This is a genomic window from Clostridium aceticum (genome assembly GCF_001042715.1).
GTDB lineage: Bacteria > Bacillota > Clostridia > Peptostreptococcales > Natronincolaceae > Andreesenella > Andreesenella acetica.
In genome coordinates, this window is record NZ_CP009687.1 from 3,982,658 (window position 1) to 3,998,742 (window position 16,085).

Consider the following 16,085-nt stretch of genomic DNA (forward strand, 5'->3'; position numbering starts at 1 on the left):
AAGATATAGTCGTATAATGTATATTTTAGGATAATGTATCCTGTATACGATATAATTATATCTAAATACCTTGATGATTAACAGTAAAATTTTTTAGAAATCTTCAATTATTATTGCAGCAAATGCTTTTTTCTTGATATTTTAAAGGTTTCACAATAATAGTGGTGAAAATTTTTAAATATTTGAAAATGTAGTAATATTTATTCATCTTTCATTAACCAATTTTTTTCTTGCTCCTCTAAATAAATACATTTATAACTATACCATCCTTCCATGGCAGCCTCTAATGTCTAAGCCTGCCCTCCATGAATAAGTACTATGAATAAGATTCTAATTATAATATAATACTGTATTAAATATATTTTTCATAGGAGGTCTTATAAATGATTGTTGGTCATGAAAAAGATTTAGAAAACATCAAAGTTACACATCCCGAGGCAAAAAATGCCTTAATGAAGGTATTAGTATCCCCTAACGTTGGTTGGGAAAGTCATGTAATGCGTATATTTGAATTAGCAGAAGGCGGTCATACCCCTAGACATACTCATCCTTGGCCCCATATTAATTATGTCATTCGTGGGAAAGGAAGTTTACATCTTGATGGAAAAGATTATATCATTGAAGCCGGATCTTTCGCATATGTACCTTCTGAAGTAATTCATCAATTTAGAAATGTTGGCACTGAGAAGCTAGAATTTATGTGCATTGTTCCGACAAAAGGACATCAATAAGTTTGCTTGGTCTGTCCCTTTGATACATTATACATGAAATTGATTAAAGCCTCAACAAAAAAAAAGCAACTTTCCGACTTTTTTTGTCTTTTTTTTAACATAGGTTTATCTATGCCTCTACGCCAGTAATATACAACTATAAATTTTTATTACCAATCTTTCATCTCTATAATTTTTTAGGTGAATCTATCCATTTAAAGGCTGTTGATGCTGCCTTAACTATATCAATCCCTTTCTCCTTTGTATTGAAAGTACTTTCTAAAACTAAAAATTTTTGCACTTATCTTCAAAACCCTCTCAGTTGTTAGCGAGAGGGTTTTGTCCTTAGTATTGAATATTCAGTTTTTTACTTAATTTATCTAACATATCTACTGTCATAGAAGCTAAATCATATTTAGGGTTCCAACCCCATTGTTTTCTTGCTTCACTATCATCTAAAGAATTTGGCCAAGATTCAGCGATTTTCTGTATATCAGGGTTTACATTATAGTGCATTTCAAAATCTGGTACATGTTTTTTAATTTCTGCGGCTATTCCTTCGGGATCAAAGCTCATAGCCGTAATATTAAAGGCGTTTCTATGAATCAGTTTAGAAGGGTCTGCCTCCATTAGCTGTACAATGGCCTCCAAAGCATCTGGCATGTACATCATATCCATATAAGTACCTTTATCTAAAAAGCAGGAGTACTTTTTATTTTTAAGGGCCTCATAGTAAATATGAACTGCATAGTCGGTTGTTCCTCCCCCCGGCAGTGCTACGTTGGAAATAATTCCTGGAAAACGTACACCTCGTGTATCAAGATTGTATTTTTGATAATAATAGTCACAAAGAAGTTCTCCTGCTACCTTTGTCACACCATAAATCGTCGTAGGCCGCATCACCGTATCCTGTGGTGTCTGATCCTTAGGTGTAGAGGGACCAAATACAGCAATAGAACTAGGTACACACACAGCACATTGATTTTCTCTGGCAACTTCCAGTGTATTATAAAGCCCATTCATATTTATGTCCCATGCAATTGCTGGGTTTTGTTCCCCAGTAGCAGATAAAACTGCTGCCAAATGAAGAATTGTATCGACTTTGTGTTTCTTAACAGCATCAGCGATTTGTTGTGCATTTGTAACATCCACGATTTCAAAAGGCTCTGATGTAGCTATTGAGTCTTCTTTCTTACTTCTGCTACTAGATATAACATTGTTAGTACCATAGGTGTTTCTTAAATACATAACTAGTTCTGAGCCTATTTGTCCTAATGAGCCAGTTACTAATATTTTTTTCAATATTTCCACCTCTTTAAAATAAAGTCTATTTATATAAAAACACTATTCCATATATTTATTATTCTTTAAAAAGAGTTTTTTCAAACACCTATTCTTATTAATTTTATTGTTATTTTTATAAGAAATTTCCATGAACCTCTGCAATTGGACATAATGTATAATTTTTGATATGATAGCCTAGAATATAATAATAAAGGAGCGTTTTATTTTATGGATAATACAAAAGTTTTAGCGGTAGTAGGAAATCGTGAAATTACTGAAGGAGACGTACAAGCTATTATAAAAAGTCTTGATCCTCAGCGTGCTGTACAGTTTCACACAGAAGAAGGTAAACAACAGTTATTAGAGGAAATCATCGACCATGAGTTAATGTACCTAGATGCAATTGATAGCGGCTTAACGGAAGAAGAAGCTTATCAAAAAGAGTTGAAGAAAATTTCTGAAAACTTCTTAAAGCAATATGCTATCAATCGATTAATAAAAGATGCTAAAGTTGAGGATGAGGAATTACAAAATTATTACGAAGATCATAAAGACTATTTTAAGAGTCCTGCTACTGCTAAAGCTAGCCACATTTTAGTAGATAGTGAAGAAAAGGCAGAAGAAATCTTAAAAGAGATCAATGAAGGCCTTTCTTTCGAAGAAGCTGCATCTAAGTATTCAAGCTGTCCTTCTAAGGCCCAGGGGGGCAATTTAGGTGAATTCTCAAAAGGAAAAATGGTTCCTGAGTTTGAAGAGGCTGCTTTTAATATGGAAAAAGACGAGATAAGTAAACCTGTAAAAACTCAATTTGGTTATCATCTTATTAAGTTATTTGATCTTAAAAAAGAGGATATTAAGCCCCTTAATGAAGTAAAAGATCGATTAACCCAACAGCTATTAGGTCAAAAGCAACAGCAATTATATCTCCAAAAAGCTAATGAGCTAAGAGATAAATATACAGTAACAATGAAATAGGCAACTGAAAAATATGTTTTTGAATAATCAAAATTTTTCTTGACATTCTTTTTCTTTAGTGATAAATTAGATATCAGAAAATTTTATACTTTACTCTTATAAAGAGAGGTGGAGGGACTGGCCCTGTGAAACCCGGCAACCAGCACATAAGGTGCATGGTGCTAATTCCTGTAGGTAATGCTGTACCTACGAGATGAGAGGATAGGTAATCAAAATACTTATGCGCTTCTCCAATCTCTGGAGAAGCTTTTTTATTAGACTAAACTAGACCAAAAGGAGAGATTAATCATGAGCAAAAAACAACTTCGATTCGATACATTACAGGTTCACGCTGGACAAAGCCCAGATCCAACAACAGGTTCTCGTGCTGTTCCAATTTATCAAACTTCATCCTATGTATTCAACAATGCAGATCATGCAGCCAACTTATTTGCCCTTAAAGAGCCGGGAAACATTTATACAAGAATAATGAATCCTACTACTGACGTATTTGAACAAAGAATTGCAGCTCTTGAGGGTGGGGTAGGTGCCCTAGCTGTAGCTTCTGGCTCTGCTGCCATTACCTATGCTATCTTAAATATTGCTGAAGCAGGAGACGAAGTTGTTGCTGCCAGCACTTTATATGGCGGTACTTATAATTTGTTCGCAGCTACCCTACCTAAGCTAGGAATTAAAGTAATATTTGTAGATCCTGATGATCCTGAAAACTTTGCTAAAGCTATCAATGAAAAAACAAAGGCTGTTTATATAGAAAGTATAGGTAACCCAGGTATTAACTTAATAGATATCGAAGCTGTAGCACATATTGCTCATGAAAATGGCCTGCCCCTTATTGTTGATAACACCTTTGGTACACCTTATCTGGTTCGCCCTATAGAGTTTGGGGCAGATATTGTAGTACATTCTGCTACAAAATTTATTGGTGGTCATGGAAGCTCTATTGGAGGTGTCATCGTTGATGGCGGAAACTTCGATTGGGCAAAAAGCGGGCGTTTTCCTGGCCTAATAGAAGCTGATCCAACCTACCATGGCGTAAAATATGTAGAAGCCTGCGGTCCTTTAGCTTATATTATTAAGGCTAGAGTACAACTTCTAAGAGATACTGGAGCTTCTTTGAGTCCTTTTAATTCCTTCCTGTTTCTACAGGGACTAGAAACACTTTCTCTTCGTGTACAACGCCATGTAGAGAACACAAAGAAAATTGTAGCATTTTTAAGTAAACATCCTCTTGTAGCTTGGGTAAACTATCCTAGCGTAGAAGGAAATAAATATTATGAATTAGCACAAAAGTATCTCCCTAAAGGTGCAGGTTCTATCTTTACCTTTGGTATCAAAGGAGACGTAGAAGCTGGTAAAAAGTTTATCGATAGTTTAGAGCTTTTTTCTCTGCTGGCTAATGTAGCAGATGCAAAATCCCTTGTCATTCACCCTGCCAGCACTACCCATGCACAGTTATCGGAGGAAGACCAAAAGTGCGCTGGTGTTACGCCTGATATGATTCGACTATCTGTAGGGATAGAGGATGTTGAGGACTTAATTGAGGATCTAGACCAAGCTTTGCAAAAGGCTGTAAGTAGATAATATAAAGGAGGAAAAGATTTAAATGCCTGTTAAAATACCTGATCACCTGCCAGCTACGGAAATTTTAAATAAGGAAAATATCTTTGCCATGACAAAAAGTCGTGCCCTTACCCAAGATATTCGTGCCTTAAAAATTGGTATTTTAAATTTAATGCCAACAAAGATTACGACAGAAGTTCAAATTTTAAGGTTGCTGGGCAATTCCCCTTTGCAGGTTGACATTGTGCTTCTGCATCCTAAGAGTTATAGATCGAAACATACTCCAGAAAAGCACTTAACCTCTTTTTATAAGACCTTTGATGATATAAAGGAGGAGAAGTTTGACGGACTTATTATCACTGGTGCACCGGTAGAACACTTAGCCTTTGAAGAGGTAGCCTACTGGGAGGAACTCAAAGAAATTATGGCATGGCAGCTTCATAACGTAACCTCCACCCTCCATATATGCTGGGGGGCCCAAGCTGGTTTGTATTACCACTTTGGTGTTCCAAAGTATACTTTACCATCAAAAATGTTTGGTATATTTCCCCATACAGTGGCAAAAAGTAATGTGCCGCTTCTCAGGGGTTTTGATGATATCTTTGTAGCACCTCATTCTAGACATACTGAAGTAAGAAGGGAAGATATCGAAAAAGTTCCAGAGCTTGAAATTTTGTCAGAATCAGAGGAAAGTGGAATTTATATCGTAGCTACCAAAGATGGACGACAGGTTTTTGTAACAGGACACTCAGAATATGAACCACTAACTTTAAAAGCAGAATACGACCGAGATGTAACGGCTGGAAAAGAAATAGAAAAACCCAAAAACTACTTTCCTAATGACGATCCTACAAAACCACCTGTAGTGAATTGGAGAAGTCACGCCAATCTCTTATTCTCTAACTGGCTAAATTACTATGTTTACCAACAAACACCTTATAATATTAATGAAGTTTCAAAATAGAAGCTTTAACAAACGAATGTGCTTTGTTAGAATAATGAATCTCTACTGAGGCTTAAAAATTATCAAGGATAATCATGTACAAGAAAAGGAGAGAATAGATATAGTATATCTGTACTCTCCTTTTCTTTTCAAACTTATTACAAGTTTATTTAAAGTAATATTGGTGTTTTTATGTCATCCTGAGCATAGCGAAGGATCTTAACTTTTCTGGTCCTTTCCTAAGATCTCCGGTTCCCTCAAAGTGACAAATAGGTTGAATTTATTACCTAATTTTTATCAAACTTACTCTCAATTGATTTATTCTGAATCAATATCCAATATTTAGAATAGTTTAATTTTTTAGATAATTATATTGACAGCATCTATTGATGCTGTTATAATACTTATTAAATAATATTTAATTTTGTATTAAAAAAATTAATTAACTATTAAAATTTTAAGGGAAAAGGATGATATCCATGCTTTGTAAAAAAATAGAAAATCAAAAAGAAAAAAATACATTAACTACTTCTATAAAAACTAAAGAAAAGTTATCTTTAGTAGAAAAAGCCTCCAAAGATCCTAAACCTTTTACTACTGAAAATACTCTAGCCCACAATAACTGTACCTTAAACTTTTGGGGAGCAGGGCCTATGGATCGGGATCTTAAATTCTACTAAATTACCCTTTATCTGAACTTTTTCTTTTAGGGTTAAGACCCCTACCTCTAAGCGTTGGTGTAGGTGGGCTTTTCAGCTTGCTGAAACCAGTTGATTTTTAGCCTAATTCTACAGTATTATATTCCAGTTCAAAGGTGTTAATGAATAGAATTTTCTTCCTAAGGAGTTCTCCTCTGCCTATAAGTAATTTCAACACTTCGCTAACTTCTATTGAAGCCACTAATGCGGGAGTAAAGGAAGGGTTTCCCAATTCTTTTTCTACTCCCTTTATATCCTTTTTCGTATAGATTTTATCTAATGTCCTATCTCCTGGAAGAATTGTTGTTACTTGTCCATACCATCCAGCGATGGCTCCATGGACTAAAGGTATCCCAAATTTTTCTGCAGTCTCCTGTAAAACAAACCTAGTTTCTATATTGTCTAGTGCATCGATGATTACATCATGTCCCTGTAGGATTTCTTCGCTATTTTCCTTAGTCAGCCTGCCAACGATTGCATTTACATGTACATGTGGATTTACCAGTGCCATTCTTGACTTAGCTGTTTGAGATTTGCTCTTTCCTAAAGTTTCTTCATTGGATAGGATTTGTCGGTTCAGATTTGTTTCGTCAAAAACATCCCCATCTACCGCTGTTATGTAACCTATGCCTAGTCTTCCTAGCATTTCAATAATGTAGCCCCCAAGGCCCCCACACCCAATAACGCATACCTTATGATTTTTTAACTGCCGATTCTCCTCTTCAGACAGTGTTTTCATATTTCTTTCATATCTTTGCAGTGTCACAATACTCCCTCCCCTATATATCTTTATTTAGTTTTTATTATACTATATTTTATCTGGCGGTTGGCGAAATCTTTAGAATATTTTTTATAAACAACAGCCCCACCTTCGTATAATTTGTAGGTGAGGCCTCCTCGCTAAAAAACAGCTTATTTGAAGGGCTTGTACTGATTTACGGGAAGAATTCGTGCAATATATACACGGTCTATCATAACATTACCATGTTTCTTCCCACCAGGAGACCTTACATTGAAGTATTCTTGATTGTATTGAATACCTCTGGTAGAGTCTTGACTGGACCAGTATTTTAAGCCTATAATTTGATTACCCTCTCTAATCCACTCTAGAAATACAGCTGTATGTCCTGTATTATTCTCTCTGCTTATGTCAATAAAATCCCCCGCCGCAGCTTCTTCAAGGTTGCGTATTCGCTGACCTATTCCATATTTTTCTACAGCAACAGCTATATTGTTCTGGTGCTTAGGCCCTTGTGCTGCGTACCAAGTAAGAACAAAATCATATAACTCATCCCATGTCATACCATTGAAATGATCCGGAGAAATACCTAACTGCCTGTTCCTAGCCTGCATTGCCTTAAAAAAGACTTCAAAGGTAATCCCCGAACAGTGACTTGCCCTATTACCGCTAGGATGGGCCTTTAGCAGTACTTGATCTTGATAATGAAGTGTTGTAGTTACTCCATTATAATTAGCATAATCATTATTCAGTAGGTAAGGGTACCTCCCCCCACCCATGTTGTAGCCTTTGATTGCTTCTAAAACATATGGATTTAAATGTTGACTTAAATTTCTATCCATTGCTGGTGGTGCAGGTACTGTTTGTTCCTCCACCTGACTGACCTGTTCTGCTATTTCTTTCTGTTTTTCTATCTGTTCTTCTTTCTTTTCAGCTGCTTCTGCACTTTCCTTCTCGTCTTCGATTTTTATTTCTTCTCTAGATTCTTCAGATTCTTCTTCTTCCTGCACTCCCGCTATGCTATAGTCTGTTTCCTTTTCTTCCAGTAACAACTGTTTCTTCACTTTATTCTGTGCTGGTAGAGGATTGTGTGACTGAGTAGAAAAATCTTCTGTAAGATATGTACTATTATCTACTAGCACACTATTTTCTTCTACAAAGGGTTTATACATAGCAAAAACTACAATCGTCATCATACATAAAATAAGGGTTGTTATAAAGGCAAGTGTTTTTTTATGACGCATCTTCATCCTACTCCTTTTTTATACTGAGTTTATAGTAATCGCCTGTAAAACCATACTATTTCAGGTGAAATTACTCTTTACAACTTATTATACTAGACATGAAAATTACTAGATATAAGAAATATTTGTAAAAATACAATAAAAAAACCTGCTGATGTGATTCAGCAGATCTCTTATTCTTCATTTGTGGCATATTTCAGTTTTAAGGGTGCTTTACTACTTCTACCTTAGGAAGTTCTCTCATAGATAGAAGGTAAAGTTAGATTAAAGCTTAAAAGAGCTCTTTAGTGATACAATTCTATTAAATACCATCTTATTTTCTTTTGTATCCTTAGGGTCTACATTGAAGTAGCCATGTCGGAAAAATTGAAACTTATCTTGAGGCTTTGCCTCCTTCATATTAGGCTCTACAAAACCTTCTATAATTTCAAGGGAATTGGGGTTAATTTGATCTAGGAAACTTTTCTCTTCTTCCTGTTCTTCCTCTAAAATCAAAGGCTCGTATAAACGGAAATTTGCAGGCACTGCATTTTTAGCCTCTACCCAATGAATTGTTCCCTTTACTTTTCTTCCAGTAAAGCCACTGCCACTTTTTGTTTCAGGATCATAGGTACAGTGGAGTTCTACTACCTTACCATTTTCATCTTTGATGACTTCATTACATGTAATGAAATAGGCGTGCTTTAATCTCACCTCATTGCCAGGGAACAATCTAAAGTACTTTTTCGGTGGGTTTTCCATAAAATCTTCTTCTTCAATATAGATTTCTCTGGAGAAGGGAATTTGTCTGGCTCCCATAGCAGGATCATCTGGATTATTTTCTGCCTCCAACATTTCTACCTGATCCTCTGGATAGTTGGTGATTATCACTTTTAAAGGTTTTAATATGGCCATTGTTCTAGGTGCCTTTACGTTTAAGTCTTCTCGGATAAAATGTTCTAACATTTGAACATCAACAACACTATGACTTTTTGCGACACCTATTTCTCTACAGAATTTTCTTATAGCTTCTGGCGTGTAGCCTTTTCTTCTAAGACCAGCAATGGTAGGCATTCTTGGATCATCCCACCCATCTACAACCCCTTCGTCTACCAATTGTTTTAGTTTTCTCTTACTCATAACAGTATTGGTTAAGTTTAATCTCGCAAATTCAATCTGCTGTGGTTGGATTTCTGTTTCACATTCTTGAATCACCCAGTCATACAGTGGTCGATGGTCTTCAAATTCCATAGTACAAATGGAGTGGGTTACCCCTTCTATGGCATCCTCCAATGGATGAGCATAGTCATACATTGGATAAATACACCACTGATCTCCTGTATTATGATGGCTTGCGTGAAGGATCCGATAAAGCACTGGATCTCTCATATTTAGATTGGGGGAAGCCATATCAATTTTTGCTCTTAACACCTTTTCTCCATCACGAAACTCCCCTTTACGCATGCCCTCGAATAAATTTAAGTTTTCCTCTACAGAACGATTTCTATAGGGACTTTCTTTTCCTGCTTCTTTTAGGGTTCCACGATATTCTCTTATTTCCTCTGCTGATAAGTCGCAGACATAGGCTTTTCCTTTTTTAATTAACAAGACAGCTCTCTGATACATTTCTTCAAAGTAATCGGAGGCAAAGTAAAGGTTCTCCCATTGAAAACCCAGCCATGCTACATCTTCTTTAATAGACTCAACGTATTCCGTATCTTCTTTAGCCGGATTTGTATCATCAAAACGTAAATTTGTCTTACCCTTAAACTCATCTGCTAACTCAAAATTCAATACAATAGACTTGGCATGCCCTATATGTAAATATCCATTAGGCTCTGGTGGAAAACGAGTAATGATTTCTTTATGTTTCCCTACTTGCAAATCCTGGTGAACAATATTTTTTATAAAGTTTGAACTGGTAGGTTTGTTTTCCATTTTGTTCCCCTTCCTTTTCTATTTTGTTATCTATTATCCTCTATATTGAAATAAATATATCACATATTTTGATTTTTTTCCATGTATCCTACAGATATTTTACTATAAAAGCCCATAGAATGTATTTTTTTTAAAGAAAGGAACAAAATATCTGTAGAAAATTCCTGTTAAAAAGTATTTTGCTTACATTGTAGGGGATTTTCTTTGCAGCATTATAAACCTATCTTAGGAGGAATACAATGAAAAAAGATTTTTTAAACATTACTCCCCAATCCTACTGGCTTGCCTCCACAGACAAAACAGATTATCCTACGCTACAGGAAGATTTAAAGGTAGATGTTGCCATCATAGGTGGTGGCATGACAGGCATTACTACTGCCCTGCTATTAAAAAAAGAGGGGCTCAAGGTGGCTATTATAGAGGCGGATGGTATTTTACAAGGTACTACTGGCCACACTACTGCCAAAATTACTTCTCAACATGGTCTTATCTACGATAAAATGAAAGGTCAGGTGGGAGAAGAGCTTGCTAGACAGTACGCTGCTGCAAACGAATCCGCTATCCATCTAATTGCTGACTTAGTCAAAGAAAAAGATATTGATTGTGATTTTTCCTGGCAGCCCGCCTTTGTCTATACACAATCAGATGCTTATGTAAAAAAAATTCAAAATGAAGTAGAAACTGCTGCCTCCTTAGGTATTAAAGCGACTTATACAGAGGACTTACCTCTACCCTTTCCTATTAAAGCAGCTGTACGCTTCGAAGGACAAGCTCAGTTTCACCCCAGAAAATACTTATTAGCCCTTGCCAAAGAAATACCTGGTGATGGAAGCTATATCTACGAAAACACAAAGGCAGTTGATATTGAAGAAAGAAATCCTGCTATTGTTACTACAGATAAGGGGCATAGAATATTTGCTTTTAATGTTATCATTGCATCCCATTACCCCTTCTATGATAAGCCCGGATTTTATTTTTCAAGACTTTATCCAGAGCGGTCTTATGTACTGGGGCTACAGGTCAAAGAAAAGTTCCCCGGCGGCATGTTTATCAGTGCTGAAGAGCCCACCCGTTCTTTGCGCTCTCAGGTTTTTGAAGACAAAGAACTGATCCTTCTCAGCGGTGAACACCATAAAACAGGTCATGGCAGGAGTACTCTTTCCCACTATAAAAATTTAGAGGAATTTGCTAATAAGAATTTTGAAGTGGAAGATATTCTCTTTAGATGGTCCACGCAGGATTACTCCACGCCAGATGGACTTCCCTATATAGGGCAACTGACATCAAGTCTTTCCAACATCTATGTAGCCACAGGCTTTCAAAAGTGGGGCATGACCAATAGCACTGTATCTGCTATGCTTTTGAAAGACCTTATCGTAAAGAGAGACAGTCCTTGGGCATCAGTATATCATCCATCTCGCTTTACCCCTGCTGCGTCAGCCTCTAATTTCATTGTAGAAAATATAGATGTAGCAATAAATTTTGTTTCTGGTAAAATCTTACCTGCTGCAGCAGATCAAAACCTTCAGCCAAACGAAGCTAAGGTTTTAGAAATAGAGGGAAAGAAAGTAGGAGCCTATCGAGATGAAAAGGGAGAACTACACTTAGTAGATACTACATGCACTCATATGTACTGCGAAGTGAAGTGGAATGATGCCGAAAAAACCTGGGATTGTCCCTGTCACGGTTCTAGATTCTCCTGTGAAGGGGATATCGTTGAAGGCCCTGCATTGAAGCCATTGACAAAATATAAATAATAGATCAATATCATAGGCGTTAACTTAGTACAATTATTACCAAAATTCTCTTGAACTGTCATCCTGAGCGTAGCAAAGGATCTTGGAGTAGCCAAGAATTTTACTAACACTAAGATCCTTCGACTCCGCTTTGCTCCACTCAGGATGACAAATTATGGCTTAAGTTAACGCTAATGAGATCAATATAAGAAATTGTGGTTTAAGTTAACGCTAATGAAACATCAGACTGCGTGACAATCACCCTGAGGGGGAGCGTATGGGTCCACTCCCTTCAGAGCTCCCACCCTTTGACCTCACCACAATAAACGAAAGTGTCATTCTGAGCACAGCGAAGAATCTTAAGATCCTTCGCTGGTTATCTGCCTCAGGAGGACAAAAACAATACTCTCATAACAATGACACACCACGAATAAAGTTAGTTTTTGCGCAGTCTGATGTCTTTACTTTAACTTATTTTTAAGAATCCGAACTAAAGTGTAAGGATCTTCTGCTGTCATCATAGAAGACATCACTGCAATCCCCTTAGCACCTGCTGCAACAGCCTGTTGAGCGTTTTCTGGTGTAATACCTCCTAAGGCAACAATGGGTATATTAATCTTCTTTTTCATTTCTTCAATCATCTTCAAGCCTCTGGGTTTCATCCCTTTTTTGCAGTCAGTTTCAAAAATATGTCCTGCTAACAAGTAATGAGCCCCTCGTCTTTGGACTAAGACACCTTCCTCTACACTATGGACGGACACCCCCAAAAGCCCTTCAAAAGAAGGTTTTGCTTCCATAAATTCCTGAAATCCTGTGTGATATCCTTCTGCTTTTATCTCTCTAGCTATCTCTATATTACGATTAATAATAAGGGCAGTAGCAGTACCCTCAATAATTTTTTTCATCTCTTTGGCCAATGGCAACAACTCTTCGCAGGATAAATCCTTCTCTCTTAAAATAATGGCATCTATCCCTCCTCGTGTCGCCTCTTTAACAACACTTAATAGATTCCTTGAGGTAGCTAGTTTTCTATTGGTGATGAAATAAAGCATTTATTCATCCTCTCTCAAGATATTTAGATTTTTTCCCTCCATAATTTTGTTCATATTTCTCATAGAGCACATTTTACCGCACATTGTACAACTATCTTCGTGTTCTGGCATAGATTCTTGTCTATATCTTCGTGCCTTTTCAGGATCTATTGCCAATTCAAACATTCTCTCCCAGTTTAACTGTTGTCTTGCAGTACTCATTTGGTAATCCCACTCTCTAGCACCTTTAATATTTTTTGCTATATCTCCTGCATGGGCAGCAATTTTAGAGGCAATAATACCTTCCTTCATATCCTCAAGATTAGGAAGTCTTAAATGCTCTGCCGGAGTAACGTAGCATAAAAAGTCCGCTCCATGGCTAGCTGCAATGGCTCCTCCAATGGCACTGGTAATATGGTCATATCCTGGTGCTACATCTGTAACAATTGGACCTAATACATAGAAAGGTGCACCGTGACAAAGCTTTTTTTCAAGGGTCATGTTGGCGGCAATTTCATTAATAGCCATATGTCCAGGCCCTTCAATAATTACCTGTACATTTCTTTCCCAAGCCCTCAAGGTTAGTTCACCTAAAATCATCAGCTCCTTTATTTGGCTGGCGTCAGTGGCATCATGAATACTGCCGGGTCTGCAGGCATCTCCAAGGCTTAAAGTTAAATCATATTTTTCACAGATATCCAATAACTCGTCATAATGCTCAAAGAAAGGGTTTTCCTTCTGATTCAGTTCCATCCATGCATACATTAAAGAACCGCCTCTAGAGACAATATTCGTAAGCCTTTTATTTCTTTTAAAAACCTCTGCTGTCTCCTTGTTGATCCCCGCATGGATGGTAACAAAGTCCACTCCATCTTCAGCATGTTTCTGTACTACCTGTAAAAATTCCTCTGAAGTAATCTCGCTTAATTCTTTGTCATAAAAACCTAAGGCATCATAAACAGGTACTGTTCCAATCATAGCTGGTGACATTTCTATAAGTCTTTTTCTAAACTCTTCAGTTTTTCCAAAGGAGCTTAAGTCCATAATAGCCTCCGCCTTCATGTCCAGTGCCGTTTGTACCTTTTCTAGTTCCACTTCAATATTAGGACAATCCTTAGATACCCCTAAATTAACATTGATCTTGGTTCTTAAACCTTCTCCCACGCCTTCAGGGTCTAAAGATGTATGATTTTTATTGGCAGGAATAACCACCTTTCCCTGTGCCACAAGTTCTCTTAAAGTTTCTACCACCATTCCTTCTTTCGCAGCAACAATTTCCATTTGTTTCGTGATGATTCCTTTTTTTGCAGCGTCCATTTGTGTTGTATAAATCATTTTTATTCATCTCCCTCAAAGTAAATTTTTTATATATGCATCCAGTTTTTGTAAATGGGTTGATATCCTTTTTGTAAAATTGCTGTTTTGACCTCTTCTACGCTTCTTGTATCGTTGATCTCGAATTGGCTATCTCCTTTGGAAGCATTACTGTGGCCTCCTACCTCTGTAGAAACCCCGGCAGACATTTTGGTAATCCCTAGTGGAATCAAATGATCACGAAGTTCTTTGCTCTCTCTAGTAGATATAGTAATACCTACATAGGGTAAAAAGATTTTTAATGCCAACATAATTTGTACTAAATCTCTATCTCTTACTACAGAAATGTCTTCAAAGGAGCCTTCATGAGGTCTGATACGAGGTACTGATACACTTACCTCTACATCGGTATATGTATTTTGAAGATAGCCGCCATGAATCCCTGTAAAGAAAGCTTCTTTTCTCCAATGGTTCAAACCCAGCAATGCTCCGATGTTAACACTCCGTATTTTTGCTCTACACGCCCGCTCTGGAGCTTCTATTCTAAAAGAATAATTTTTCTTAGGGCCTGATAAATGAACACGATCGTAGACCTCTTTGTCATAAGCTTCTTGATAGATGGTTAAACCGTCTACCCCCGCCTCAATAACTTCTCTATATTCTTCTTCTGTTAAGGGGTACACTTCTATAGAAATAGAATCAAAGTATTTTTTCAGTACTTTGACAGCTTCAACGATATAAGAAACTGGCGTCTCTTTTTTGGATTCCCCTGTCAAAACTAGGATGTGCTTTAAGCCAGTGGCAGCAATATTTTTAGCTTCTTCCTCGATCTGTTCTAGGGTGAGTTTTCCTCTTCTAATATCATTATCTATGTTGTAGCTACAGTAACTGCATCGATTTACACAGTAGTTGCCTAAATAAATAGGGGTATACAATAATATAGATTTTCCGAAGTGTTGTAGGGATAACTGATGCGCCCTTTGGGCCATTTCTTCTAAGCAATCTGAAGCAGCTGGAGATAATAGTGCTAAAAATTCATAATCACTAATCCTATTCTTATGGATAATATTATATACATTCTCTTTTGTAACCTGCTGAAAAAAACTATCGAAATCAAAATCTATGTACTGGTTGCAGTAGGTTTCAAAACTCATGATCGATCACCTTCACTTAAAAAACCTGTAAGGGGTGAAGAGGCTTGGGCCCACCTTTTTTCTGGTGCCATCTTAGAAAGATAAGCAAGTCTTCCTGCCTTCACAGCTAAAGAAAAGGCCTCTGCCATTCTTATCGGATCATCTGATGTAGCAATAGCAGTATTCACTAAAACTGCTTCAGCCCCCATCTCCATAGCTTCTGCCGCCTCTGAGGGCTTGCCGATTCCTGCATCCACAACAATAGGCAAAGGGATTTCCTCTATTAAGATTTCTATTAACTCCTTTGTACGAATTCCACGGTTTGTTCCAATAGGAGAGCCTAAAGGCATCACAGCTGCCGCCCCTGCTTCTACCATTCTTTTTGCTGCCATCAAATCAGGACTCATATAGGGTAGGACAATAAATCCTTCCTTCGCTAGAATTTCTGTGGCTTTGATGGTTTCTTGATTATCTGGTAATAAATATTTGTTGTCGGAAATTACCTCAATCTTGATCCAGTTACCACATCCCATTGCCCTAGCTAATCTCGCTATTCTAACTGCTTCCTCTGCATTCCTAGCTCCTGAAGTGTTGGGCAAGAGAATACAGTTTTGGGGAATATACTCAAGAATATTTTCTTCTCCCCCCTCAAGATCTACTCTTCTCAGTGCCATCGTTACTACTTGGGTACCACAGCCTTTGATCACCTCTGGCATAATTTTGTTATTTGAAAACTTGCCAGTACCAATAAAAAGCCTATTCTCTAAAGAGACCCCTCCAATTGTTAATGCATCCATTTTA

General features: G+C 37.1%; 14 protein-coding genes and 1 riboswitch. Of the genes, 6 read left to right on the forward strand and 8 right to left on the reverse strand.

The features are described from left to right. Positions 1 to 383: 383 nt before the first annotated feature. On the forward strand, positions 384 to 731 hold the full coding sequence (locus tag CACET_RS18310; protein ID WP_044825530.1) for a cupin domain-containing protein: 348 nt from the start codon (positions 384 to 386) through the stop codon (positions 729 to 731). Between the two features lie 324 nt (positions 732 to 1,055). On the opposite strand, the gene CACET_RS18315 is transcribed toward CACET_RS18310, so the two are convergent. Further along, entirely contained in the window at positions 1,056 to 2,012 is a 957-nt protein-coding gene (locus CACET_RS18315) for an L-threonine 3-dehydrogenase (RefSeq protein ID WP_044825531.1), read from the reverse strand. 210 nt (positions 2,013 to 2,222) lie between these two features. Here CACET_RS18315 and CACET_RS18320 point away from each other — a divergent pair, with 210 nt between their 5' ends. The 4 genes from CACET_RS18320 (at position 2,223) to CACET_RS18335 (ending at position 6,152) form a co-directional block, all read left to right on the forward strand. Beyond that, positions 2,223 to 2,969 carry a peptidylprolyl isomerase gene (locus tag CACET_RS18320; RefSeq protein WP_044825532.1) on the forward strand — a complete coding sequence of 249 codons (747 nt, stop codon included), beginning with the start codon at positions 2,223 to 2,225 and terminating at the stop codon, positions 2,967 to 2,969. 93 nt (positions 2,970 to 3,062) lie between these two features. Continuing rightward, positions 3,063 to 3,169: riboswitch (SAM riboswitch) on the forward strand. A gap of 88 nt (positions 3,170 to 3,257) precedes the next feature. Then, positions 3,258 to 4,550, forward strand: a complete 1,293-nt coding sequence (locus CACET_RS18325) for a homocysteine synthase (RefSeq protein WP_044825533.1) — start codon at positions 3,258 to 3,260, stop codon at positions 4,548 to 4,550. A gap of 22 nt (positions 4,551 to 4,572) precedes the next feature. Beyond that, entirely contained in the window at positions 4,573 to 5,493 is a 921-nt protein-coding gene (gene metA / locus CACET_RS18330; protein ID WP_044825534.1) for a homoserine O-acetyltransferase MetA, read from the forward strand. Between the two features lie 458 nt (positions 5,494 to 5,951). Continuing rightward, positions 5,952 to 6,152, forward strand: coding sequence for a hypothetical protein (locus CACET_RS18335; protein WP_044825535.1), 201 nt, complete (start codon positions 5,952 to 5,954; stop codon positions 6,150 to 6,152). A 97-nt stretch (positions 6,153 to 6,249) separates the two neighbouring features. Here the strand turns inward: CACET_RS18335 and CACET_RS18340 are convergent, their stop codons facing one another. The 3 genes from CACET_RS18340 to CACET_RS18350 form a co-directional block, all read right to left on the reverse strand. Further along, positions 6,250 to 6,936, reverse strand: coding sequence for a HesA/MoeB/ThiF family protein (locus CACET_RS18340; protein ID WP_479722643.1), 687 nt, complete (start codon positions 6,934 to 6,936; stop codon positions 6,250 to 6,252). Between the two features lie 146 nt (positions 6,937 to 7,082). Then, entirely contained in the window at positions 7,083 to 8,153 is a 1,071-nt protein-coding gene (locus CACET_RS20015) for a hypothetical protein (RefSeq protein WP_044825536.1), read from the reverse strand. 264 nt (positions 8,154 to 8,417) lie between these two features. Further along, positions 8,418 to 10,070, reverse strand: coding sequence for a glutamine--tRNA ligase/YqeY domain fusion protein (locus CACET_RS18350; RefSeq protein ID WP_044825537.1), 1,653 nt, complete (start codon positions 10,068 to 10,070; stop codon positions 8,418 to 8,420). A 239-nt stretch (positions 10,071 to 10,309) separates the two neighbouring features. Here CACET_RS18350 and CACET_RS18355 point away from each other — a divergent pair, with 239 nt between their 5' ends. Then, complete coding sequence (locus CACET_RS18355; protein ID WP_044825538.1) at positions 10,310 to 11,827, forward strand: FAD-dependent oxidoreductase; 1,518 nt, start codon at positions 10,310 to 10,312, stop codon at positions 11,825 to 11,827. Between the two features lie 440 nt (positions 11,828 to 12,267). Here CACET_RS18355 and CACET_RS18365 read toward each other — a convergent pair whose 3' ends face one another. The 4 genes from CACET_RS18365 to CACET_RS18380 are packed head-to-tail and all read right to left on the reverse strand — an operon-like array spanning position 12,268 to position 16,081. Then, on the reverse strand, positions 12,268 to 12,858 hold the full coding sequence (locus tag CACET_RS18365; RefSeq protein ID WP_044825540.1) for a thiamine phosphate synthase: 591 nt from the start codon (positions 12,856 to 12,858) through the stop codon (positions 12,268 to 12,270). Beyond that, complete coding sequence (thiC, locus tag CACET_RS18370; RefSeq protein WP_044825541.1) at positions 12,859 to 14,172, reverse strand: phosphomethylpyrimidine synthase ThiC; 1,314 nt, start codon at positions 14,170 to 14,172, stop codon at positions 12,859 to 12,861. A gap of 29 nt (positions 14,173 to 14,201) precedes the next feature. Beyond that, the gene (thiH, locus tag CACET_RS18375; RefSeq protein WP_044825542.1) at positions 14,202 to 15,305 is read right to left on the reverse strand and encodes a 2-iminoacetate synthase ThiH; all 1,104 of its coding nucleotides are present in this window, start codon (positions 15,303 to 15,305) and stop codon (positions 14,202 to 14,204) included. Next, positions 15,302 to 16,081 (reverse strand): thiazole synthase, encoded by a 780-nt coding sequence (locus tag CACET_RS18380; RefSeq protein ID WP_044825543.1) that lies wholly within the window; start codon positions 16,079 to 16,081, stop codon positions 15,302 to 15,304. The genes thiH and CACET_RS18380 overlap by 4 nt, the downstream gene beginning before the upstream one ends. Positions 16,082 to 16,085 lie beyond the last annotated feature (4 nt).